The 22,679-nt window shown below is 71.0% G+C and carries 17 protein-coding genes; 6 read left to right on the forward strand and 11 right to left on the reverse strand.

The features are described 5' to 3' along the window. Positions 1 to 176: 176 nt before the first annotated feature. Positions 177 to 1,592: a proline--tRNA ligase gene (gene proS, locus ACFT4A_RS17435; protein WP_382830915.1), complete on the reverse strand. Its 1,416-nt coding sequence runs from the start codon at positions 1,590 to 1,592 to the stop codon at positions 177 to 179. 199 nt (positions 1,593 to 1,791) lie between these two features. Here proS and ACFT4A_RS17440 point away from each other — a divergent pair, with 199 nt between their 5' ends. Together ACFT4A_RS17440 and ACFT4A_RS17445 are read left to right on the forward strand one after the other, a co-directional pair. Beyond that, complete coding sequence (locus tag ACFT4A_RS17440; RefSeq protein WP_382830917.1) at positions 1,792 to 2,646, forward strand: methyltransferase; 855 nt, start codon at positions 1,792 to 1,794, stop codon at positions 2,644 to 2,646. Positions 2,647 to 2,785: 139 nt separating this feature from the next. Further along, complete coding sequence (locus ACFT4A_RS17445; protein ID WP_382830920.1) at positions 2,786 to 3,385, forward strand: hypothetical protein; 600 nt, start codon at positions 2,786 to 2,788, stop codon at positions 3,383 to 3,385. Positions 3,386 to 3,458: 73 nt separating this feature from the next. On the opposite strand, the gene ffh is transcribed toward ACFT4A_RS17445, so the two are convergent. The 5 genes from ffh to ACFT4A_RS17470 form a co-directional block, all read right to left on the reverse strand. Continuing rightward, positions 3,459 to 5,009 (reverse strand): signal recognition particle protein, encoded by a 1,551-nt coding sequence (gene ffh / locus ACFT4A_RS17450; RefSeq protein WP_382830922.1) that lies wholly within the window; start codon positions 5,007 to 5,009, stop codon positions 3,459 to 3,461. A gap of 81 nt (positions 5,010 to 5,090) precedes the next feature. Beyond that, positions 5,091 to 7,538: a [protein-PII] uridylyltransferase gene (locus ACFT4A_RS17455; protein WP_382830925.1), complete on the reverse strand. Its 2,448-nt coding sequence runs from the start codon at positions 7,536 to 7,538 to the stop codon at positions 5,091 to 5,093. Between the two features lie 28 nt (positions 7,539 to 7,566). Then, positions 7,567 to 7,905, reverse strand: coding sequence for a P-II family nitrogen regulator (locus ACFT4A_RS17460; RefSeq protein WP_030231663.1), 339 nt, complete (start codon positions 7,903 to 7,905; stop codon positions 7,567 to 7,569). Then, a complete protein-coding gene (locus ACFT4A_RS17465; RefSeq protein ID WP_382830928.1) occupies positions 7,902 to 9,245 on the reverse strand; it encodes an ammonium transporter in 1,344 nt (447 codons plus the stop codon). Before ACFT4A_RS17465 ends, ACFT4A_RS17460 begins: the two co-directional genes overlap by 4 nt. Positions 9,246 to 9,583: 338 nt before the next feature. Further along, positions 9,584 to 11,077 (reverse strand): hypothetical protein, encoded by a 1,494-nt coding sequence (locus tag ACFT4A_RS17470; RefSeq protein ID WP_382830931.1) that lies wholly within the window; start codon positions 11,075 to 11,077, stop codon positions 9,584 to 9,586. A gap of 446 nt (positions 11,078 to 11,523) precedes the next feature. Between ACFT4A_RS17470 and ACFT4A_RS17475 the strand changes: the two genes are divergently transcribed. Further along, a complete protein-coding gene (locus tag ACFT4A_RS17475) occupies positions 11,524 to 12,189 on the forward strand; it encodes a bifunctional DNA primase/polymerase (RefSeq protein ID WP_382830934.1) in 666 nt (221 codons plus the stop codon). Between the two features lie 110 nt (positions 12,190 to 12,299). Here ACFT4A_RS17475 and ftsY read toward each other — a convergent pair whose 3' ends face one another. Then, the gene (gene ftsY / locus ACFT4A_RS17480; protein ID WP_382830936.1) at positions 12,300 to 13,499 is read right to left on the reverse strand and encodes a signal recognition particle-docking protein FtsY; all 1,200 of its coding nucleotides are present in this window, start codon (positions 13,497 to 13,499) and stop codon (positions 12,300 to 12,302) included. Positions 13,500 to 13,650: 151 nt separating this feature from the next. Here ftsY and ACFT4A_RS17485 point away from each other — a divergent pair, with 151 nt between their 5' ends. Together ACFT4A_RS17485 and ACFT4A_RS17490 are read left to right on the forward strand one after the other, a co-directional pair. Continuing rightward, positions 13,651 to 14,622, forward strand: a complete 972-nt coding sequence (locus ACFT4A_RS17485; protein WP_382830939.1) for an LLM class flavin-dependent oxidoreductase — start codon at positions 13,651 to 13,653, stop codon at positions 14,620 to 14,622. Positions 14,623 to 14,679: 57 nt separating this feature from the next. Continuing rightward, positions 14,680 to 14,856 carry a hypothetical protein gene (locus ACFT4A_RS17490; RefSeq protein WP_382830942.1) on the forward strand — a complete coding sequence of 59 codons (177 nt, stop codon included), beginning with the start codon at positions 14,680 to 14,682 and terminating at the stop codon, positions 14,854 to 14,856. Between the two features lie 179 nt (positions 14,857 to 15,035). On the opposite strand, the gene ACFT4A_RS17495 is transcribed toward ACFT4A_RS17490, so the two are convergent. The 4 genes from ACFT4A_RS17495 to ACFT4A_RS17510 all read right to left on the reverse strand — a co-directional run bounded on the left by ACFT4A_RS17495 (position 15,036) and on the right by ACFT4A_RS17510 (position 21,365). Beyond that, a complete protein-coding gene (locus tag ACFT4A_RS17495) occupies positions 15,036 to 16,454 on the reverse strand; it encodes a sugar porter family MFS transporter (protein WP_382830945.1) in 1,419 nt (472 codons plus the stop codon). Positions 16,455 to 16,677: 223 nt separating this feature from the next. After that, complete coding sequence (gene smc, locus ACFT4A_RS17500) at positions 16,678 to 20,289, reverse strand: chromosome segregation protein SMC (RefSeq protein ID WP_382830948.1); 3,612 nt, start codon at positions 20,287 to 20,289, stop codon at positions 16,678 to 16,680. A 210-nt stretch (positions 20,290 to 20,499) separates the two neighbouring features. Continuing rightward, positions 20,500 to 20,703, reverse strand: a complete 204-nt coding sequence (locus ACFT4A_RS17505) for a hypothetical protein (RefSeq protein WP_030852030.1) — start codon at positions 20,701 to 20,703, stop codon at positions 20,500 to 20,502. A gap of 380 nt (positions 20,704 to 21,083) precedes the next feature. Further along, positions 21,084 to 21,365, reverse strand: coding sequence for an acylphosphatase (locus ACFT4A_RS17510; protein ID WP_328343793.1), 282 nt, complete (start codon positions 21,363 to 21,365; stop codon positions 21,084 to 21,086). Positions 21,366 to 21,527: 162 nt separating this feature from the next. Between ACFT4A_RS17510 and ACFT4A_RS17515 the strand changes: the two genes are divergently transcribed. Beyond that, complete coding sequence (locus ACFT4A_RS17515) at positions 21,528 to 22,679, forward strand: CAP domain-containing protein (RefSeq protein WP_382830952.1); 1,152 nt, start codon at positions 21,528 to 21,530, stop codon at positions 22,677 to 22,679.

Raw genomic sequence — 22,679 nt, forward strand, 5'->3', positions numbered from 1 at the left:
TTGCCTCTGATGCGTCCGGACGAGGGCGCGTGCGCTGATCTGTGGAGAAGCCTCGCAGCTCACCACAAGGTGGTGCGTAGTTCCGCGTACGCCCCGGCGCGTAGCGGATGTCCGCGCGCCGGGAAGCCAGGGGTCCGCGCGTACGCAAGGGGCGTTTCGGCCGCCTTGCGTCCCGCTCAGTAAGCGCGTGCCACGACGGCGACGTTACCGGGTGCGTCGTCGGCGTCCGGCACCGACCCGTCCTCGGCGACCAGACACCGTACGGTCGCCGCGTGATCGGCGAGCTTGGACTCGCCCTCCTCGCCGAGCACGGCCCAGGGGATGCGCGCCCAGCCGCCGGCGGTGGCCGCCTCGACGGCCTCCTCGAACGTGGCGACCTCGGCCGTACGGGACTCGCGGCGCTCGCGGGACTGCTTCAGCAGCCGGGCCTGGTCCTCCTCCAGGACCTTGGGCAGCAGCGACACCAGGGAGTCCAGGGGCACCGGCTCCTTGCCTCCCGGGATGCGGCGCGCCAGCATCGCCGTGCCGTTCTCCAGGTCGCGCGGGCCGACCTCGATGCGCACCGGGACGCCCTTGAGCTCCCAGTCGACGGCACGGCGGCCGAAGGGGACGTCGGTGCGGTCGTCGACCTGGACGCGGACACCGGCCGCCTTCAGCCGGTCACCGAGCTCGCGAACCTTGGCCAGAACCGCCTCATCGCCCTTGATCGCGAGCACCACGGCCTGGATCTGCGCGAGCCGCGGCGGGACGCGCAGGCCGTCGTCGTCGCCGTGCATCATCACCAGGGCGCCGATCATGCGGGTGGTGGATCCCCAGGAGGTCTGCCAGACCAGCTCCTCGCGGCCGTCCTTGGACAGGTACCGGGTGTTGAAGGCCTTCGCGAAGTTCTGGCCCAGTTCATGGCTCGTGGCCATCTGGAGGGCCTTGCCGTCGCCCATCATGCCTTCAAGCGTGAGGGTGTTGACGGCGCCGGCGAACCGCTCCTTGACGGTCTTGCGGCCCGGGACGACGTCCATCGCGAGCACGTTCACCATGAAGTCCTCGTAGACCTGCCGGTGAATGCGGGCGGCGAAGTCGCGCGCCTCCTCGTACGTGGCGTGCGCGGTGTGGCCCTCCTGCCAGAGGAACTCGGAGGTGCGCAGGAACAGGCGGGGCCGCAGCTCCCAGCGCACGACGTTCGCCCACTGGTTGATGAGCAGCGGCAGGTCGCGGTAGCTCTGCACCCACTTCGAGAAGGAGGCGTTGATGATCATCTCGGAGGTGGGCCGGACCACGGCGGGCTCTTCGAGTTCCTTGCCGCCACCGTGGGTGACCACGGCCAGCTCGGGCGCGAAGCCCTCGACGTGATCCGCTTCCTTGGTCAGGTACGACTCGGGGATCAGCAGCGGGAAGTACGCGTTCTGGGTGCCCGTCTCCTTGATGCGGGCGTCCATCTCGGACTGCATCCGCTCCCACAGCCCGTAGCCGTACGGTCGGATGACCATGGTGCCGCGCACCGGACCGTTGTCGGCGAGCTCCGCCTTGGTGATCAAGTCCTGGTACCAGCGCGGGAAATCGTCCGCCCGGGGAGTGAGAACGGGTGCCTTGGCCATGGCGAGATGGTACGGGCCCAAGTTGCCGGAATGTGAAATCTCGCCATAGGCACATGACAACTCACATGCCGGGGCGCATTCCACTGGACGACAGGTCGAGGGGGGAGTTTCCTGGCATACGGGGGTAGTGCGAGCGCACTGTCACGGGGGCCATGGAATCGGGCAAGAGGCAACTCTCGGCGGATTGGGGCGCTTACTTATGACACCTACGCTCGTGCGGCAGCACCTGCCTCACGCGGGGGCCGCACCCCGCGTGGACCTGCGTGCACGCGCGCGTGACTGGTCCGAGATCCAGGAGCGGATGCTCGTACCGCTCTACGAGGCCGTCCACGAGCGACTGGACGTGGGTCCCGCCACGCGGCTGCTCGGCCTCGGCTGCGGTTCCGGGCTCGCCCTGCTGATGGCCGCCGCCCGGGGAGCGGCGGTCACCGGTGTCGATCTCTCCCCCGAAAGAATGACCTTCGCGCGGGAGCGGCTGCGGCCCGAGGCGTGGGGCACGCGCACGCGTGCGGAGGCCCGGCTGGTCGAGGGCTCGCCCCGGGACGCGGAGGTGCCGGGTGCTCCGGCGTACACCCTGGTGACGGCTTTCGAGCCGATCGGGTGCCTCGCGGGCGACTCGGAGGGGATGAGCGGGCTGCTCGCGGAGGCGACGCCGCTCGCCGAGCGCGGTGCGGCCGTGGTGCTGGCCGGCTGGGGGCCGCCGGAGCGGTGCGCCACGACGTCCGTGCTGCGGGTGGCCACGAAGCTGGCGGAGCCGCTGCGCAACTCGGGCAGCTGGCGTCCCGCCCTCCGTGACGACCTCGAGGACGTCGCCCAGCGGGCCGGGCTCAAGCCGGACGGTTCCGGGCGGGTGGCGTGCCCCTTCGGCTACGCCAACGTGGACAGCGCGGTGCGCGGGCTCAAGTCGACAGGGCTGTTCGACGCGGCGATGGCCGCGACCGACCAGGTGCAGGTCGACAAGGAGCTGACCGAGGCCCTGCATCCGCACCAGCGGCAGGACGGGACCGTGTGGATGCCCAATGTATTCCGGTATTTGATCGCCCGGGTTGCATAAAGATCGGGCTATGTCCGGTGCAGGTGTGAATGGTGTGAAGAAAGCACGGTGCGGTGCTTCTGGCGCCTTGAAGTGGATCATGACCGCTTAATCTGATCCACCGCTCGGGGGATCTACACATCTGCATACAGGAGCTGCTTTGCCGCACCACACGACCGCGCTGCGTCTCGTCGCGCCCGTCGCCGTCCTCGCCCTGTCGCTCACCGCCTGCGGAGGCGGCGACAACGCCGACGCGAAGAGCCCGGCCACCGAGAAGGCCAAGGTCTTCCCCTCGCCGGAGCCGACGTCCGGCGGCGAGATGGGCAGCGGCGAGAGCGCCACGGGCAAGGTCGACGAGGACCCGGGCAAGGTCACCTACGAGATCCTGGCGCAGAAGGTGGACGTGGGCACCGAGGCCGAGGCCGCCAAGGCCGTCTCGGAGCCGGACAAGGTCAAGGGCAAGGTGCTGGCCACCGCCTACCTGAAGTACACGCACAAGAGCGGCCCCGCCCTCACCGACGGTGCCGACGTGCACGACGGCACCACGGTCTTCGCCGACGGCCAGCGCGGCACCGTCCTCATCGGCGCGTCCGAGGACGCCGCCGGCTGCGAGGACCCCTACGACGTCGACAGCTGGAAGCAGGGCGAGAGCCACGTCTTCTGCGAGACCTACGTGATCCCGGCGAACGCCAAGAACGTCGAGGTCCACTGGTCCGAGGAGGACGGCGAGCCGTACATCTGGAAGTTCCCCAACGGCTGACCTGCCTGGACAGAAGAGGGCGCCCCCTTCCGGGAAGGAAGGGGGCGCCCTCGGTGTCGTGCGGTACGGGCCGTCAGCCCATGAACTTCTTGAACTCGTCGGGGAGCTCGAAGTCCTTGCCGCCCTGCTGCGGCAGCCCGAAGGCGCTGCCGCCCTCGGCGGCGGCGGCCCGGCGGGCGGCCTCCTCCTGCTCCTGCTGCTTGCGCTTCATCGGGTTGCCCGAGCGCTGCTTGCCCTTGGCCTGCTTCTGCTTCTTCTTCGTCCGGCCGGGACCGCCGCCCATGCCCGGCATGCCGGGCATCCCGGGCATGCCGCCGCCCTGGGCCATGCGGGACATCATCTTGCGGGCCTCGAAGAAGCGCTCGACCAGGTTCTTCACCGCGCTGACGTCGACACCGGAACCCCGCGCGATACGGGCGCGGCGCGAGCCGTTGATGATCGTCGGCTCCTGGCGCTCGGCCGGGGTCATCGACTTGATGATGGCGGCCGTCCGGTCGACGTCCCGCTCGTCCAGGTTCTGGATCTGGTCCTTCATCTGGCCCATGCCCGGGAGCATGCCGAGCAGCTTGGAGATGGAGCCCATCTTCCTGACCTGCTCCATCTGGGCCAGGAAGTCGTCCAGGGTGAAGTCCTGGCCCTTCTTGGACGCCAGCTTGGAGGCCATTTTCTCGGCCTCTTCCTGGCTGAACGTCTTCTCCGCCTGCTCGATCAGGGTGAGCAGGTCACCCATGTCGAGGATGCGGGAGGCCATCCGGTCAGGGTGGAAGGCGTCGAAGTCGTCGAGCTTCTCGCCGTTCGAGGCGAACATGATCGGCTTGCCGGTGATCTGCCGGATCGACAGGGCCGCACCACCGCGGGCGTCACCGTCGAGCTTGGAGAGCACCACGCCGTCGAAGCCGACGCCGTCGCGGAAGGCCTCGGCGGTGTTGACCGCGTCCTGGCCGATCATCGCGTCGACGACGAACAGGATCTCCTCGGGGCTGACCGCGTCCCTGATGTCAGCGGCCTGCTGCATCATCTCCTGGTCGATGCCGAGGCGGCCGGCGGTGTCCACGATCACGATGTCGTGGACCTTGGTCTTGGCGTGCTCGATGGAGTCCTTGGCGACCTTGACCGGGTCGCCGACGCCGTTGCCCGGCTCCGGCGCGTAGATGCCGACGCCGGCGCGCTCGGCGACGACGCTGAGCTGGTTCACGGCGTTCGGGCGCTGGAGGTCACAGGCGACCAGCAGGGGCGAGTGGCCCTGCTCCTTCAGCCAGCGGCCGAGCTTGCCCGCGAGGGTGGTCTTACCGGCACCCTGCAGACCCGCCAGCATGATCACGGTGGGCGGCTGCTTGGCGAAGCGCAGGCGCCTGGTCTCGCCGCCGAGGATGGTGACGAGTTCCTCGTTGACGATCTTGAGGACCTGCTGGGCGGGGTTCAGCGCCTTGCTGACCTCGGCACCGAGGGCGCGCTCCTTGACGTTCTTGATGAACGTCCGGACGACCGGCAGCGCCACGTCCGCCTCGAGGAGCGCGATCCGGATGTCCCGGGCCGTGGCGTCGATGTCCGCTTCGCTGAGACGCCCCTTGCCGCGCAGGTTCTTGAAGGTCGCTGAGAGGCGATCGGAAAGAGTATCGAACACGGCGCTCGCGGTCCTCAGGGTTGGTGGCTACAGGGAATCGCCCTCCAGGGTATCCCGGCGTGACAAGTCGCCGGGTCGGCCTCACCCACGCAGTGTCTCCTCCAGCTTCCGAGCCACCGAGGCCGCCTCGTCCCCGGGCAGGGGCGCGCCCTCCGGGCCGGTCACGTAGAAGGCGTCCACGGCGTTGGCGCCGAGGGTCGAGACATGCGCGCTGCGCACCCGTACGCCCGCGTCCTCCAGGGCGCGGCCGATGCGGAACAGCAGGCCCGGGGCGTCCTGGGAGCGTACCTCGATGACCGTGGCCAGCCGGGAGGCGGCCGGATGGACCGACACCCGCGCCGCCGGGGCGACCACGCCCCTGCGGCGCGGATAGGCCGCGTCCCGTTCGGCGAGGCGGCCGGCGATGTCCAGGGTGCCGTCCAGGGCCCGGACCAGGTCCGCGCGCAGCCGGGCGGCCTGCGGCAGGGAGCCGTATTCGGCGGCGACCCGCCAGTCCAGCAGCAGGACGGAGCCGTCGACGCCGTCCGGGAGGGTCAGGGAGCGCAGTTCCGCCGTACGCACGGTCAGCCGGTGCATGGCGAGGACACCGGCCACCGCGGGCAGGACGCCCGGCTGGTCGGGCACGGCGATGAGAAGTTCCACACCCAGCGGCTCGGGATCGCCGGACGGCTCCTGCCCGGAGGGCGGCTCGGTCTGTGCCCGCAGGGCGAGGACCGGGCTGCCCGTCGCGGCCGCCTCGAGGGCGAGGCGCTCCTGCTCGGCGGTCGGCGCGCCCTCCTCGGGGTCGTCCGGGGCGTCCCCGGCGAGCACCGCCGCGACCCGCTTGACGAGGTCGGCGACGAGCGAGCCGCGCCAGGACGACCAGGCGGCCGGTCCGGTGGCCAGGGCATCGGCCTCGGTGAGCGCGTGCAGCAGTTCCAGGGTGCCCTGGGAGCCGACGGCCTCGGCGACGGAGCGCACGGTGGCCGGGTCCTCCAGGTCACGCCGGGTGGCCGTCTCCACGAGGAGCAGGTGGTGCCGAACGAGGGTGGCGACGACCGTCACCTCGTGGCGGTCGAAGCCGATGCGGGCGGCCACGTCCTTGGCGATGATCTCGCCGGCCACGGAGTGGTCGCCGGGCCAGCCCTTGCCGATGTCGTGCAGCAGGGCGGCGACCAGCAGCAGGTCGGGGCGGCTGACCCGGCGGGTGAACTCGGAGGCCTGTACGGCGGTCTCGATGAGGTGCCGGTCGACGGTCCACAGGTGCACGGCGTTGCGCTGCGGGCGGCAGCGGACCCGCTCCCAGTCGGGCAGCAGCCGGGTGATCAGCCCCTCGGCCTCCAGCGCCTCCCAGACCTCGACGGTCGGGCGGCCCGAGCCGAGCAGGGTCACGAGCTGTTCGCGTGCCTCGGCGGGCCAGGGCGTGGGCACCGGGCGGGTGGCGGCGGCCATGCGCCGTACGGCGTGCAGGGAGAGCGGGAGTCCGGCCTGCGCGGCGGCAGCCGCGGCGCGCAGCGGCAGCACCGGGTCGCGCTCGGGGCGCGCGGCACGGGCGAGCACCACCTCGCCGTCCTGCTCCACCACCCCTTCGGCCAGCGGAGACCGTTCCGTCACGGACTTCCCGCCGCCCAGCATGGCGCGCAGCCGGGGCCGCACGGCGCGCGACCGCAGCACACGCCCCACCTCGCGCCAGGTGACGTCGCTGGCGTACGAGACGAGCCGTGCCGCCTCGTACACCTGCCGCAGCAGTGTGTCGGCGTCGAGCAGGCCGAGCTCGGCGGCCACCTGGTCCTGCTCCTGGAGGGCGAGCCGGTCGGTGGCGCGCCCGGTGGCCAGGTGCAGGGCGTCCCGTACGTCGAGGAGCCGGCGCCGGGCGTCGGCGAGGCCCTCGCGCGGGGCGTCGGCGAGCCAGGAGGCGGCGACGGCGCGCAGGGCGGTGGCGTCGCGCAGCCCGCCCCGGGCCTCCTTCAGGTCGGGCTCCAGCAGGTACTGCAGCTCGCCCTGGCGCTCGGCGCGCTCGGCGCACAGTTCCTGGAGTTCGGGGAGGCGTTTCGGCGCCTGGTTGCGCCAGTCGGCCAGCACGGCCGTGCGCAGTCCGGCGGTGAGGCCGAGGTCGCCGGCGATGTGCCGGGCGTCCAGCAGGCCGAGCTGCACCTTGAGGTCCTCGCCGGCCGTCTTGCGGGCCTCGACGGGGGTGCGCACGGAGTGGTCGAGATCCAGGCCCAGGTCCCAGACGGGGTACCAGAGCCGGTCGGCGAGGGCGGCGACCGCCTTGGTGTCGCTGCCGTCGTGCAGCAGGAGCAGGTCGAGGTCGCTGCGTGGGGACAGCTCGCCGCGTCCGTAGCCGCCGACGGCGACCAGGGAGGCCCCGCGCAGTCCCTCCGCTCCGGCGGCGAACAGGCCGGTGAGCCAGTCGTCCGTCAGTTCGGCCAGGGCCGCACGGCGCGGCGGCCCGGACCGCGTCTCCTCGGTGAGGAGACGCAGCCGGGCCGCCGCGTAGCCGCTGGGTCCCGAGTCCTCTGCTTCCTTCTGCACGTCCGTACCCGTCACCCGGCGACTCCTGTTCTGTTTGCCTGCCTCAGAGCGCGTCGGGGCCGCGCTCGCCGGTCCGGACCCGTACGGCCGTCTCGACCGGGATGGACCAGACCTTGCCGTCACCGATCTTGCCGGTACGGGCGGCCTTGACCACGACATCGATCAGCTGCTCGGCGTCGTCGTCCTCGACCAGGACCTCGATGCGGATCTTGGGGACCAGGTCGACGGTGTACTCGGCACCGCGGTAGACCTCGGTGTGGCCCCGCTGACGACCGTAGCCGCTGGCCTCGGTGACCGTCAGGCCGTGCACTCCGAAGGCCTGCAGGGCCTCCTTGATCTCGTCGAGCCGGTGCGGCTTCACGACGGCGGTGATGAGCTTCATGCGTCCACCTTCTTGCTCGCGGCAGCGGCGACCGGGGCCGTGACGGCGGTCTTGGCGGCACCGCCACCGGCGCCGCTGAAGTCGTATGCGGTCTCGGCGTGCTCGGCCTGGTCGATGCCGGCCACCTCCTCGTCCTCGGGGACCCGCATACCGATGGTCTTGTGGAGGACGAAGGCGAGGATCGCGGAGACGATCAGGGAGTAGGCGAGCACACCGCCGACACCGGCGAGCTGCTTCCACAGCTGGTCGAACTTGTGGTCGCCGTAGAACACGCCCGTGGCGTCGGACTGGCCCTTGCCGCTGGCGAAGAAGCCGATCAGGATCGAGCCGACCACACCGCCGACGAGGTGGACACCCACGACGTCGAGCGAGTCGTCGTAGCCGAACTTGTACTTCAGGCCCACGGCCATGGCGCACAGGACACCGGCGATGGCACCGACGGCGATCGCGCCGAGCGGGGTCACCGCGCCGCCGGCCGGGGTGATGGCCACCAGGCCCGCGACGGCGCCGGAGGCGGCGCCCAGCGTGGTGAACGCGCCGTGGCGGATCTTCTCGTAGGCGAGCCAGGCCAGCATGGCCGCGGCGGTGGCGATCTGCGTGTTGACGAACATCAGGGAGCCGACGCCGTCGTCGTTGCCGAGCCACGAGCCCGCGTTGAAGCCGAACCAGCCGAACCACAGCAGACCGGCGCCGAGCATGACCAGCGGGAGGCTGTGCGGGCGCATCGGGTCCCGCTTGAAGCCGACCCGCTTGCCGATGACGAGGATCACGCCGAGCGCCGCGGCACCCGCGTTGATGTGGACCGCGGTACCACCGGCGAAGTCGATCACGCCCATGTCGAAGGCCCAGCCGCCCTCGCCCCAGACCCAGTGGGCGACGGGGAAGTAGACGATCGTGGCCCACAGCGCGATGAACAGCGCCCAGGCGGAGAACTTCACCCGGTCCGCGAGAGCACCGCTGATCAGGGCGGGCGTGATGATCGCGAACATCAGCTGGAAGACGAAGAAGACCAGCAGCGGGATGTTGTACGTCCCCCACAGCTCGCCCTTGTCGACACCGCTGAGACCGATCCAGTCGGAGTTCCAGCCGATGAGGTGGCCTGAGTCGGTACCGAAGGCGAGGGAGAACCCGAACAGCAACCACAGGATGGTGACGATCCCGAGGCTGATGAAGCTCATCATCAGCATGTTCAGGGTGCTCTTGACGCGGACCATGCCTCCGTAGAAGAAGGCCAGACCCGGGGTCATGAGCATCACCAGGGCGGAACAGATGAGCATGAACCCTGTGTTGGCGGCAGACAGCTTGGGCGCCTCTGCGGCAAGGGTGATGGCTGGTGCCATCGGCGTCTCCTCGTCGTTGGTACGGCCCCGTGCGGGCGAAGCCTCGAGCGGATTGAGGGGTGGGCCGGTTATGCGCCACGAGATTGGCGCAGCGCCGTTTCGGTGGACGCCCCTCGTTGTTTCGCGACCGTGACGAAGGCGCGTTCTGTGTTACGCGTCGATGAACTGCCGGATTGCGGGCGCGCCGATCGTTATCGTGGCGCAACCTTCGGCTCTCGCTGCCGTGGGAACACAGGCCGGCCGCGGTCGGCCTTCCGATGACCTGGCATGGGGGAGCCGAGTCGGGCAGTTCGGGAGGGCCGGCCGCGGCCGGGGTTCAGGGGTTTCGGAGGGGGCGGTCAGACCGCCTCCGCCGTCTCGGGCAGCTCGGCGGCGAGCCGTTCGGTGAGGTCGACGACCTCGCCGAGGTCGCCGAAGTCCCGAGCGGCCGTGTCGACCGTCTTTCGGATACGAGTGTTGACCCGCTCGGAGCGGACCTTCTTGGCCACGTGCATGGCCTGGGTGGCGAAGACCGTGCTCTGCTCGGCCTCGCGCCGGAGGAGGTGCACGGTGGCCATGCCGATCAGGTTGAGCGCGTACGACCGCTGGTGCTCGCCGTCCTCGGCGAACAGCCGCACGGCCCGCTCCATCAGGGGCTCGGCCAGCGAGGCGTAGGTCGGGCTGCGGCCGGCGACATAGGCCAGGTCGCGGTACGAGTGCGAGTTCTCGCCGTACAGCTCGGCCTCGGAGAAGAAGCGGATCCAGTCGGGGTCCGGCTCGTCCCACTCGCCGGCGTCGGCGAAGGTGTCCTCGGCCATCCGGACCGCCCGCTTGCACTTGCCGGGCTGCCCCATGTTGGCGTAGGCGCGGGCCTCCATCGCATACAGCATCGACTGGGTGCGCGGGCTCGCGCAGTCGCGGCTGCCGTACTGGGCGAGGTGGATCAGCTCCAGCGCGTCGTCGGGCCGCCCGAGGTGGATCATCTGCCGGCTCATGCTGGACAGCACATAGGAGCCGAGGGGCCGGTCACCGGCCTCCTTCGCGGCGTGCAGCGCGAGGACGAAGTACTTCTGCGCGGTCGGCTGGAGCCCGATGTCGTACGACATCCAGCCGGCCAGCTCGGCGAGTTCGGCGGCGACCTTGAACAGCCGCCGGGTGGTGGCCTCGGGCTGTGGCTCCTGGAGCAGGTCCGTCACCTCGTGCAGCTGGCCGACGACCGCCTTGCGGCGCAGGCCGCCGCCGCACTGGGCGTCCCACTGCCGGAACATCACGGTCGTGGACTCCAGGAGGTCCAGCTCGGGTTTGGAGAGCCGGCCCCGGGCGCGCCCGGAGGAGCCGGGCTCGGACTCCGACCGCTGGGCCGGGGGCGAGGGGACGAGCCAGCGCTGCATGGGCTCGATGAGGGCCGGGCCCGCAGACAGGGCCAGCGAGCTCCCGAGGAAGCCGCGCCGCGCCAGCATCAGGTCGCTGCGCGAGAACTCGCTGAGCAGGGCCACCGTCTGCGGGCCCGTCCAGGGCAGGTCGACGCCGGTCGCGGAGGGTGACTGACGCGCGGTGCGCAGCCCCAGGTCCTCGACGGAGACGACGACGCCGAAACGCTCCGAGAACAGCTCGGACAGGATTCTGGGGATCGGCTCGCGGGGGTTCTCGCCGTCGAGCCAGCGGCGGACGCGCGAGGTGTCCGTGGAGATGTGGTTGGCGCCCAGCTGGCGTGCCCGGCGGTTGACCTGGCGGGCGAGCTCGCCCTTGGACCAGCCGCTGCGCACGAACCAGGAGGTGAGCAGCTCGTTCGGGCGCTTGTCAGCGTGCGTCACGCTCGCAGCGTTCGTTCCGCTTCCGCCGTTGCCGCTCACTGGAACGCCCCCATCCCTGAGACCACTTGTCGCCGAGTGCGCCAAGCCCTATCAGCATGCCGGTTCGTAAGGCCGTCCGTCCGGTCCTTGTCACCCATCGAACGGAATACCGACTTGCCTCCGGCATACCCACGAGTGCATGTGCCCCCAGGACTCGTGCACACAAAGTAATCCTACGATCACCCGTCCAGCCACGGCTCACACGGAAACGCCACCATTCGCCACCCCTTCGAATGAACTCACGTACGCCTCCTCGCGATTCACTTGACACTGCACAACCAAGAGCAGGTGCAGCGATGCACTGAGGGGCGCGTGTCGTCGAGCACACCACCCCGGGCACTTCCGGGCGCTGACTGAACGGACCGCCGCTCGGGAAGGCGGAAACAGAGAGTCACGCAGAGCGATCGCTGCGTAACCACCGGTGCGTCGGACCCGTTGGAGGGGGCATGGGCTTCACGATCGGCATCAGCCGGGGCATGCGCGACATCCGGTCCGGGTCGCGCCGCCGCGGCCGCACGTCGGACGGCATCACCGTGGCCGAGTACACGGGGCTGTGGGGCTGGGACGTGGTGCCGGGGGCCCGGGCCTCGGCGGGCGCCTGCTCCTGCGGCCGCCCCGACTGCCCGGCGCCGGGCGCGCATCCGCTGGACTTCGCGCCGGTGATCCCCGCCGGGGCGACGCTGGGCGACGTGACCGAGTCCTGGGGCGAGTTCCCCGGCGCCTCGGTGATGCTGCCGGTCGGCCGGGTGTTCGACGTCATCGAGGTGGCCGAACCCGCCGGCTGCCGTGCGCTGGCCCGGCTGGAGCGCATGGGCCTGCCCGTCGGCCCGGTCGCGGCGACCCCGGACGGCCGCGCCCACTTCTTCGTCGCCCCCGGCGCCGCCGCCGATCTGCCCGGCCTGCTCTACCGCATGGGCTGGGACGACCCGGCCTCCCTCGACCTGCGCGGCCTCGGCCCCGGTACGCACATCACGGCACCGCCCTCCGACCGCGGCGGCCTCGGCCCGGTGCGCTGGCTGCGCTCCCCCGCCCTGGACTCGGCGTCCAGGGCGCCGGAGGCCCGCCTGGTGCTGGGCACGCTGGCGTATGTGGCGCATCGGTCACGGGCCTAGCCACGGCACAGACGTACACAGCGAAGCGCCCGTCCCGACGGTGTATCGGGGCGGGCGCTTCGTGAGCACATAGGGATGTCCCGAGGTCGCTCCTCGGCTGTGTCCGGAGCTCACTCCCCGATAAGGGCGTCAACGAACGCCTCCGGCTCGAACGGCGCCAGGTCGTCCGCGCCCTCGCCGAGCCCGACGAGCTTGACCGGGACGCCCAGCTCGCGCTGGACCGCGACCACGATGCCGCCCTTGGCCGTGCCGTCCAGCTTGGTGAGCACGATGCCGGTGATGTCGACGACCTCGGCGAAGACGCGGGCCTGGACCAGGCCGTTCTGGCCGGTGGTGGCGTCGAGCACGAGCAGCACCTCGTCCACCGGAGCGTGCTTCTCCACGACCCGCTTGACCTTGCCGAGCTCGTCCATGAGGCCGGTCTTGGTGTGCAGGCGGCCGGCGGTGTCGATGAGCACGACGTTCGCGCCCATCTCCTTGCCCTCCTTGACCGCGTCGAAGGCGACGGAGGCCGGGTCGCCCTCCTCCGGTCCGCGCACGGTGTGGGCGCCGACGCGCTCGCCCCAGGTCTGGAGCTGGTCGGCGGCGGCGGCCCGGAAGGTGTCGGCGGCGCCCAGGACCACGCTCTGGCCGTCCGCGACCAGGACGCGGGCGAGCTTGCCGGTGGTGGTGGTCTTGCCGGTGCCGTTGACCCCGACGACCATCACGATGCCCGGCTTGCGGTCCTCCGGCTCGGTCTTGAGCACGCGGTCCATGTCGCGGCCGACCAGGGTCAGCAGCTCCTCGCGCAGCAGGGTGCGCAGTTCGACGGGGGTACGGGTGCCCAGCACCTTCACGCGCTCGCGCAGGCGCTCGACCAGTTCCTGGGTGGGCTGCACTCCGACGTCGGCGGTGAGCAGCGTGTCCTCGATCTCCTCCCAGGTGTCCTCGTCGAGGTGCTCGCGCGACAGCAGCGTGAGCAGCCCCTGACCGAGGGCGTTCTGCGAGCGGGAGAGACGGGCCCGCAGCCGGACCAGGCGACCCGCGGTCGGCTCCGGGATCTCGATCTCGGGAGCTTCGGCGGGCGGCTCCTCGACGGTGACGGGAGCCGAGCCGTCCGGGAGATCAACCTCCTCTATGGTTCGCCGCGGTTCCTCCCGCGGCGTCTCGGCCTCGTCGCCGACGTGCGGCTCGGCCGGTGGGGCGGTGATGTCGGGCGCTGCGGGCGGGGGCGGGGGCAGCTGCTTCTTGCGCCGGCTGCCGACGATGAGCCCGCCGAGCGCGCCGAGCACGACCACGGCGATGACTACAGCAAGGATGACGATGTCCATAACGCGTCCAGTATCAGCCATGGGCCCCCGGGTCACCCCGCCTGTGCCGTCCCGCGGGGCCGAGGGCCGCCGGATCTCCACACCCCTGGATGTCTGACGCTCCGTCAGCTAACGTCCCCCGGACACCCGCCCGGTGGAGGGAGACGTTCCCATGCCCGTCACGGTCGCACGTTTCAATCTGGTCGCTCCGGGGGCCTCCCCCGCCGAGCTCGGCGCCCGTTACCGGGCGGCCCTGGAGATGGCCTCGTACGCCGACGACCGGGGCGTCACCACCGTGCAGACGGAGGAGCACCACGGGGCCGACAACAACTGGCTGCCGTCGCCGTTCGCCTTCGCGGGGGCCGTCTTCGGTGCGACCCGGCGTGTCGCGGTCACCGTCTCGGCGGTGATCGGCCCGCTGCACGACCCGCTGCGGCTGGCCGAGGAGATCGCCGTGCTGGACCTGCTGAGCGGCGGCCGGCTGGTGACGGTCGCCGGGATCGGGTACCGGCCCGAGGAGTACGACCTGTTCGGCGTGGACTTCGCCCGGCGCGGCCGGCTCCAGGACGAGCTGCTGGAGACGCTGCTGAAGGCGTGGACCGGCGAGCCCTTCGCCTACCGGGGCCGCACGGTCCGCATCACCCCGCGCCCGTACACCGAACCGCACCCGCTGCTCCTGGTCGGCGGCTCCTCCCAGGCCGCCGCCCGCCGGGCCGCCCGGCTCGGCCTGCCCTTCTTCCCCAGCGCGCATCTGCCGGAGCTGGAGACGTACTACAAGGACCGGCTCGCCGAGTACGGCACCGAGGGCTGGGTCATGATGCCCGCCGCCGAGACGCCCCTGCTGCACCTGGCCGAGGACCCGGACCGGGCCTGGGCGGAGCACGGCGAGCACTTCCTGCACGAGGCACGGACGTACGCCTCCTGGCAGTCGGGCGGGGTGCGCTCGGCGGTGAAGTCGGCCGCGACGACCGTCGGGGAACTGCGCGCCGAGGGCGTGTACCGGATCCTCACGCCCGAGGCGTGCGCGGAGCTGGGCCTGGACTCCTATGTGCTGCATCCGCTGGCGGGCGGGATGCCGGTGGAGGAGGGGTGGCGGAGTCTGCAGCTGTTCTGCGAGCGGGTGCTGCCGGGGCTGGGGGGCTGACGCTCGCGGGGTGGTCCGCCACCTTCGCCCTCGGTGATCCACTGACGGTGGGAGGCGGTGCGCGCGCTGGGCGCCCGGTTCCTTCCCGTGCCGGTCGGCGGCGAGCTGGAGGTCGGGGCCGAGAGCGTCGCGGAGTTCCTGGGCGAGATGGCGCTGCTGCGGGACCACCCCGACGCGATCACCGGGAGGACGCAGCGCCGCCAGGGCTCGCGGAGCACCGCGAGGGGCTGGTGAGGCGGCTGCGGAACCTGGAAGTGGCCGCCCGCACACCGCCCGGGTGACCGCGGGCGGCGTCATCTGTGACACGACAGACCGTCGCCCCGGCTCGGGCAGTGGCCGAACCGGGGCGACGGCGGGTTACGGGGAGAGGGGCAGCGGGGACTTTGGCCCTTCTCCCCGAGTGCGGGGCGGGCTCAGCCCATCTCCTCCAGGGCCTTGCCCTTCGTCTCGCTGACGAACTTCAGGATGAAGGGGATGGAGAGCGCCGCGAAGGCCGTGTAGATCACGTACGTCAGGGAGAGGTTCCACTCGGCCAGCGACGGGAAGCTCGCGGTGATCGCCCAGTTGGCGATCCACTGTGCGGCGGCGGCCACACCCAGGGCGGCGGCACGGATCCGGTTGGGGAACATCTCGCCGAGCATGACCCAGACGACCACACCCCAGGACAGGGCGAAGAAGAGGACGAAGACGTGCGCGGCGATCAGGGCGATCCAGCCCTGCGCGGCCGGCAGCGTGCCGTCGACCAGGGGGTGGGAGAACGCCCAGGCCTCCAGCGCCAGGCCGACGACCATGCCGACCGAGCCGATGATCGCGAGCGGCTTGCGGCCGATGCGGTCGACGAAGATCATCGCGATGACGGTGCCGACGATGTTGATGATCGACGTGGTGAAGGAGTAGAAGAACGAGTCCGCCGGGTCGACGCCGACCGACTGCCACAGCGTCGAGGAGTAGTAGAACGCGACGTTGATGCCGACGAACTGCTGGAAGACCGACAGGCCGATACCGATCCAGACGATCGGCTTGAAGAAGAAGCTCCCGCCGAGCAGGTCCTTGAAGCTGGACTTGTGCTCGCTGGTCATCGCGTGCTCGATCTCGGCGACGCGGGCGTCCAGGTCGATGTCCTTGCCCTCGACCTCGGCGAGGATTTCGCGGGCACGCTCGTGCTTGCCGACGGAGATCAGGAAGCGCGGGGACTCGGGGATGGCGAAGGAGAGCAGGCCGTACAGGACGGCCGGAATGACCATGACGCCGAGCATGACCTGCCAGGCCTCCAGGCCCATCAGCTTGCCGCGCTGATCGCCGTCGGCGGCGTTCAGCAGACCCCAGTTGACCAGCTGCGACACGGCGATGCCGATGACGATAGCGGCCTGCTGGAAGGAGCCGAGCCGGCCTCGGTAGGCGGGCGGTGCGACCTCGGCGATGTAGGCCGGGCCGATCACGGAGGCCATGCCGATGGCGAAGCCGCCGACGACGCGCCAGAAGGCGAGGTCCCACAGGGCGAAGGGGAGCGCCGAGCCGACGGCGCTGACGGTGAAGAGGGCCGCGGCGATCTGCATGCACCGGATGCGGCCGATGCGGTCGGCTATCCGGCCGGCGGTCGCGGCGCCGATGGCGCAGCCGATGAGGGCGACGGCGATGACCTGGGCGAGGGCTGCGGAGCCGATGTCGTAGCGGCCTCGGATGGCTTCGACGGCACCGTTGATCACGGAACTGTCGTAGCCGAAGAGGAAACCGCCCATCGCGGCCGCCGCCGCGATGAAGATGACGTGCCCGAGATGCTCGGGGTGAGCCGTCCTGGCTCCGGACTTGGGTGCCTGCGCTGTGCTGGTCACGTGTACTCCTCGGGCCACCGGCAACGCTGCCGGAGGGGATCAGCCCTTCGAGGTGCCACCTGAAGGTACCTGAAGGTAAAAGGAACGTTGCCGAGACTATGCCTTCAAGTTTCGAAGTCAATAGGTCGGGAGACGTGAATCTGCGTCAGGAGTGTGGGGGCGATGTGTTCAAGAATTGAAGCCATCAAGCGTCGCAGGTGAGAAGGATGTATACGGCATCCATCTAGCGCAGACGCTGGCTGATGACCTTCGACACACCGTCGCCCTGCATGGAGACGCCGTACAGCGCGTCGGCGACCTCCATCGTGCGCTTCTGATGGGTGATCACGATCAGCTGCGAGGCCTCCTGCAGCTCCTGCATGATCCGGATGAGCCGCTGCAGGTTGGTGTCGTCGAGGGCGGCCTCGACCTCGTCCATGACGTAGAACGGGCTGGGCCGCGCCTTGAAGATCGACACGAGCAGCGCCACGGCGGTCAGCGACCGCTCCCCGCCCGAGAGCAGTGACAGCCGCTTGACCTTCTTGCCCGGCGGCCGGGCCTCGACGTCCACGCCCGTGGTGAGCATGTTGTCGGGGTCGGTCAGGATCAGCCGTCCGTCCCCACCGGGGAACAGCCGGCTGAAGACGCCCTCGAACTCCCGGGCCGTGTCCCGGTAGGCCTCGGTGAAGACCTGCTCGACGCGCTCGTCGACCTCCTTCACCACCTGGAGGAGGTCCGCCCGCGTCTTCTTCAGGTCCTCGAGCTGCTCGCTGAGGAACTGGTGGCGTTCCTCCAGTGCCGCGAACTCCTCGAGGGCGAGCGGGTTCACCTTGCCGAGCTGCTGGTAGGCACGCTCGGCCGACTTCAGACGCTTCTCCTGCTCGGACCGGACGAACGGCCTGGGCCGGTTGCGCGGGTGCTCCGGGTCCTCCGGCAGCTCCTCGCCCTCGGCGGGGGGCGAGGGCGGCACGAACTGGTGCGGTCCGTACTCCGCCACCAGTCCGGCCGGTTCGACACCCAGCTCCTCCAGCGCCTTCGTCTCCAGCTGCTCGATCCGCAGCCGCTTCTCGGCGCCGAGTACCTCGCCTCGGTGGACCGAATCCGTCAACTTGTCGAGTTCGGCCTTGAGATCGCGTCCCTCGGTGCGGGCGCGGGCGAGTTCCTGTTCGCGGCGGGCCTTGGCGGCCTCGGCGGCGGTGCGCTCCTCGTCGGCGCGGGCCAGGGAGACCTCGACGTGCGCGAGCAGCTGCCGTGCGCCCGAGCCGACGGCCTCGGCGACGGCGGCCTCGTGCCGCAGCCGGGCCCGCCGCTGCTCCGCACGCGCGCGTGCCTCGCGTTCCGCGCGGGCGGCCCGGTCGAGCGACTCGGCCCGTCCGGCCAGACCCTTGACCCGCTCCTCGTGCGTACGGGCCTGGAGACGGGCCTCCATCTCGGTCTGGCGGGCGTTGGCACCGTCGGCGGCGAGCCGGTCCCGTGCCGAGGTGTCGGGCTCCTCCTCGATCGGCATCTCCTCGGCGACGGCGAGTCGCTCGGCGAGTTCCTCCACCTCGGTGAGTGCCTTGTCGAGGGCTTGCTGCGCCCGGGCGGCGGCGGCCGTGGACCGCTCGGCCTCCCCCGCCGCGCCCCGGGCCTGCCCGGCGAGCCGGCCGAGCTGCTGGGCGACGGACGACTTCTCCCGGTCGGCGGCCCGGCGCCGCTCCCCCACGTCCTCGACGAGAGCGGCGCACTCCTTGCGCCGTTCGACGGCCTCCTGCTGGGCATCGGTCAGCTCCTCGCAGCGCACCGCCAGCTCTTCCAGCTCGGCGGCGGCCTCGTCGACGGAGGCCTGTACTTCGAGGAGGCTGGGGGCGCCGGCGGAGCCGCCGTGGGCGAAGTGCGCGCCGAGGAGGTCGCCTTCGGCGGTGACGGCGGTGAGGTCGGGGTGGGTGTAGACGAGGTCTTCGGCGTCTTCGAGGGTGTCGACCACGACGATGCCGTGGAGGAGTCGTCTTACGGCGGGCATGAGGTCGGTGGGGCCGCGGACCAGGTCGGCAGCGAAAGTTCGTCCTGCGTCTGCGGGTACGTCGTGGCTGTTCGCGCCCACGCGGCGGCAGCCGCATGTCGAACACAGCCCCGCGCCCCTATGGGGCGTCTCCAGCGCACCCGCCAAAAGTAGTGCCGCCCGGCCCGCATCCTGCTTGCGCAGCAAACGGATCGCGTCGGCCGCGGCGGACGGGGACGTCACCGCCAGAGCGTCGGCTGCACCGCCGAACGCGGCCGCGAGCGGTACTTCGTACCCCGGCGTCACCGTCAGCAGTTCGGCAGCGGGGCCCAGCAACCCCGTCAGGCGGTCCTTCGCATCCAGCAGCGCTCCGGTGCCGTCCTTGCGGCGCAGGCCCATGGCCAAGGCCTCGTGGCGGGCCTGGGTCGCGGCGCGCTTGCGTTCCGCCGCCGTGGCCGCCTCGCGGGCTGCAGTGAGGGCGGACTCGGCGTCGGCGAGTCGCTGCTTGGCGGCCTCGTGCTGTTCGGCGAGTTCGGCGTCGCCGGCGTCGAGGCCGTCGACCTCGGCCTTGAGCGCCTCGTACTCCTCCTGGGCGGCGACGGCCCGCTCCTGGGCCTCGTCGCGGGCGGCGGCCAGGCGTTCGATCTCGGCCTGGGCGGAGGCCGCGCGCGAGCGGGCCGCATTGACCTGGCCGCTGAGCCGGGCGAGTCCCTCGCGCCGGTCGGCGATGGCGCGGGCGGCGTCCTTCAGGCGCCGCTCCTCCTCGGTCAGCGCGCGCTCCAGTTCGGCGCGGTGGGCGACCGTGTCCTCCAGAGCGCGTTCGGCCGCCTCCAGGGCCGCCTCCAGCTCGGCCTCCTGCTCCCGGATGCGGGCGGCCTCGCGCTCCATGTCCTCGGGGTCGCGGCCGCGCCGCTCCTCGGGGGGCGCGGAGGTGGCGCTCTTCACGCGGGCATCGGCCAGCGAGATCGTGCCGCGCACCCGCTCGGCGAGCTGGGAGAGCTCGTACCAGGTCTGCTGGGCGCGCTGGAGGCGCGGCGTGAGCTGCCGTACCTCGTCCTCCAGGAGTGCCTCGCGCTGGAGCGCCTTGCGCAGTTCCTGCTCGGCGGCCTCCTTGCGTCCCTTCAGCGCGGCCTCGTCGGCGACCTCGGCGTTGAGGGCTTCCTTCAGCCGTACGAGGTCGTCGGCCAGGAGCCGCAGGCGGGCGTCGCGCAGGTCGGCCTGGATGACGGCGGCGCGGCGGGCGACGGCGGCCTGGCGGCCGAGGGGCTTGAGCTGGCGCCGGAGTTCGTCGGTGAGGTCCTGCACGCGCGCGAGGTTGGCCTGCATCGCGTCCAGCTTGCGCAGCGCCTTCTCCTTGCGCTTGCGGTGCTTGAGGACGCCGGCGGCCTCCTCGATGAAGGCGCGGCGGCCCATGGGGTCGGCGTGCAGCACGCCGTCCAGCTGGCCCTGCCCGACGATGACGTGCATCTCGCGGCCGATGCCGGAGTCGGAGAGGAGCTCCTGGATGTCGAGGAGGCGGCAGGTGTCGCCGTTGATCTGGTACTCGCTGCCGCCGTTGCGGAACATGATCCGCGTGATGGTGACCTCGGCGTACTCGATGGGCAGGGCCCCGTCGGAGTTGTCGATGGTCAGCGACACCTCGGCGCGGCCCAGCGGGGGACGGCCGGTGGTGCCGGCGAAGATGACGTCCTCCATCTTGCCGCCGCGCAGCGATTTGGCGCCCTGCTCGCCCATGACCCAGCTCAGCGCGTCCACGACATTGGACTTGCCCGAGCCGTTCGGCCCTACGACGCACGTGATCCCCGGCTCGAACCGGAGGGTGGTCGCCGAGGCGAACGACTTGAACCCGCGGAGGGTCAGGGCCTTGAGGTGCACGCCGCCGGACTCTACCGCCCGGGTTCGTCTCACTCCATGAACCCACGGTTTCGCCGCTGAACGCGCAGGGCACACCACACGTTAAAGACGGTGAAAGGATGCGGGGGAAAGAAAGAAGGGACGCCGACGGCGTCCCTTGCACTTCTGACAACTTAGCGGTTATGACGGGCGGCCCAACCACTGCTGTGCTGTTGTGGAGCGATGCAGTGATCAGGTGAGCGCAGGCTCCGCCTGGTGTGCGTCAACGCTCTCCATGATCCTGTCGTGAGAAGCGGCAGCCGTCAGCGCCTCGTTCTCGGCCTGGATCCGTCCGAGCTCGGATTCCAGGTCCTGGACGCGCTGCTGGAGCCGTCGCATCTCGGCGAGGAGTCGAGGGTCGGAGCCGCCGACGTAACCGAGAAGCGCCTTTGCCATGATGGATGGTCCTCCACAATGCGTGACCGACCGATGCGGTGTGGGTCGTGAGGGATTCGCACCCGCGATGCTTGGTACGGCCTGGAGTTGTTCCGCCGTTCAGCCATGCCAAACAGCTAAGGTGCGCGGGGCTTTCAGCGTCTCACCAAAAAGTTTGACGGTCAACACGATCACGCCCCGTATTGGGGGCCGACCGGGCGCGCGCGGCCTGATACGGCGGCACTGCGGCTTCTGCGGGGCCCTCGGGGCGTGTCGATCATCCTTGCGTGCGGAGCCTGCCAAGGCAAGCGATTCTTGGCAATCACCAGCCACTTTCCGTCCGGGGCGGCCGTCGGCGGCCCGTCGCAGGGCGCCCCTGAAGCTCACCCTCCGGCTCGGGATCAGCGAATGGCGAAGCCGTCGTAGCCGCCGCGAGGTGTGTCCCAGATCTCGGTGACACCGTCCACACGGCCGGGCGTGTCGTCACTCTCGAGCCACTCCAGCAAGCCTTCACAACCCTCTCGCGCGCCCTCCGCGACCACTTGGACCCGGCCGTCGCCCAAATTGAGAGCAAAACCACTCAGGCCGCCGATCTCCAGGGCCTTGGCCCGCGTGAACCAGCGGAAACCCACACCTTGGACGCGTCCACGCACCCAGGCGACCAATCGCACATCCTCGCTCATGACTGCAACCTAACCGCCCAATCTCCCTCGGGGTCACTTCCTCCACTTGCGCCATGCGGTACCGTCCCCACCCAACGAATCTCATATGAAACTCACACCATCGAGTGAGTTTGGTGTTGATCTCGAGGACGAGTCGACCGCCAGGACGAGGAAGGCCAGAACATGGGACGCCACCGTCGCTCCGACGCCGGCCGCGCCGCCGCGGGCAGCGCCACGGGGATCATGCAGGCCGACGGCACCACGGAGGGCCACGATCCGCTGCACGGCACGGACGACGGCCCGACCATGGGCATAGCGCCCTATCTGAACCCGGAGGCCTACGCCGACACCTACGCCCGGAGCGAGGCCTACCTGTTCGAGACGGAGGCCGCAGCGGCGGGTGACGGGTATGCCGCCATCCCGCGCCAGCGGACCGCCGAGACGGCCGTCTTCGCGAGCGATGGCTTCACCCCCGAGGGCGGCTCCCGGCGCGCGGGCTCGCACCGCCGCCGGAAGAAGGCCGCACGGCCGATGCGCACGGGCCTGCTCGGCGTGTCCGCCGCGGTCGCCATCGGTACGGTCGCGGTGGCCACGGGCGCGGTCCCCGGCCTGGAGAACTACAAGCTCGGTGGCGACGGCGGCGCCGACAAGGTGCAGGCCGCGGACACGCCGACCAACACCCCGAGCGAGCAGGGCGGCACCTCCGGCAGCGCCGACGGCCGGGGCGGCACGCCCACGAGCCGGGACGCCGAGCGCTCCCTGTCGCCGTCGCCGTCCGCCTCGACGTCGTCGGCCGCGCCGACCAAGACGCCCGAGAAGCCGGAGAAGACGCAGGAGAAGACGCCGGAGAAGAAGAAGCCGGCCGCGACCCCCAGCAGGAAGCCGGAGAGCTCGCCCTCCCGTACGGCAGCGCAGGAGGCGCCCGAGAAGCCCAGCGCCCCCGCCGCCCTCTCCGAGGAGTCCGCCGCCGCGGCCCAGGTGCTCAAGCTGGTGAACGAGGAGCGGTCCAAGGTGGGCTGCAGCCCGCTCGCCGCGAACAGCGCGCTGACCGACCTGGCGCAGAGCTACAGCGAGGACATGCGCGCCCGGGGCTTCTTCGACCACACCGACCCCGACGGCAAGACGCCGTGGGACCGGGCCGAGGCCGCCGGGATATCCAACCTCGGCGGGGAGAACATAGCCCGCGGCCAGGCGGACGCCGCGGCCGTGATGGACGCCTGGATGAACAGCCCCGGCCACCGCGCCAACATACTGAACTGCGACTTCAAGACGCTGGGCGTCGGTGTCGAGCTCGGGTCGGGCGGCCCGTGGTGGACCCAGAACTTCGGCTACTGA

Source organism: Streptomyces sp. NPDC057099, assembly GCF_042671245.1.
Classification (GTDB): Bacteria; Actinomycetota; Actinomycetes; order Streptomycetales; family Streptomycetaceae; genus Streptomyces; species Streptomyces purpurascens.

What these genes read in the sequence shown, in the direction of transcription:
- proS (WP_382830915.1), bottom strand. Translation starts at nt 1,592, where the DNA reads ATGGCCAAGGCACCCGTTCTCACTCCCCGGGCGGACGATTTCCCGCGC.
- ACFT4A_RS17440 (WP_382830917.1), top strand. Translation starts at nt 1,792, where the DNA reads ATGACACCTACGCTCGTGCGGCAGCACCTGCCTCACGCGGGGGCCGCA.
- ACFT4A_RS17460 (WP_030231663.1), bottom strand. Translation starts at nt 7,905, where the DNA reads ATGAAGCTCATCACCGCCGTCGTGAAGCCGCACCGGCTCGACGAGATC.
- ACFT4A_RS17465 (WP_382830928.1), bottom strand. Translation starts at nt 9,245, where the DNA reads ATGGCACCAGCCATCACCCTTGCCGCAGAGGCGCCCAAGCTGTCTGCC.
- ACFT4A_RS17475 (WP_382830934.1), top strand. Translation starts at nt 11,524, where the DNA reads ATGGGCTTCACGATCGGCATCAGCCGGGGCATGCGCGACATCCGGTCC.
- ftsY (WP_382830936.1), bottom strand. Translation starts at nt 13,499, where the DNA reads ATGGACATCGTCATCCTTGCTGTAGTCATCGCCGTGGTCGTGCTCGGC.
- ACFT4A_RS17485 (WP_382830939.1), top strand. Translation starts at nt 13,651, where the DNA reads ATGCCCGTCACGGTCGCACGTTTCAATCTGGTCGCTCCGGGGGCCTCC.
- ACFT4A_RS17505 (WP_030852030.1), bottom strand. Translation starts at nt 20,703, where the DNA reads ATGGCAAAGGCGCTTCTCGGTTACGTCGGCGGCTCCGACCCTCGACTC.
- ACFT4A_RS17510 (WP_328343793.1), bottom strand. Translation starts at nt 21,365, where the DNA reads ATGAGCGAGGATGTGCGATTGGTCGCCTGGGTGCGTGGACGCGTCCAA.
- ACFT4A_RS17515 (WP_382830952.1), top strand. Translation starts at nt 21,528, where the DNA reads ATGGGACGCCACCGTCGCTCCGACGCCGGCCGCGCCGCCGCGGGCAGC.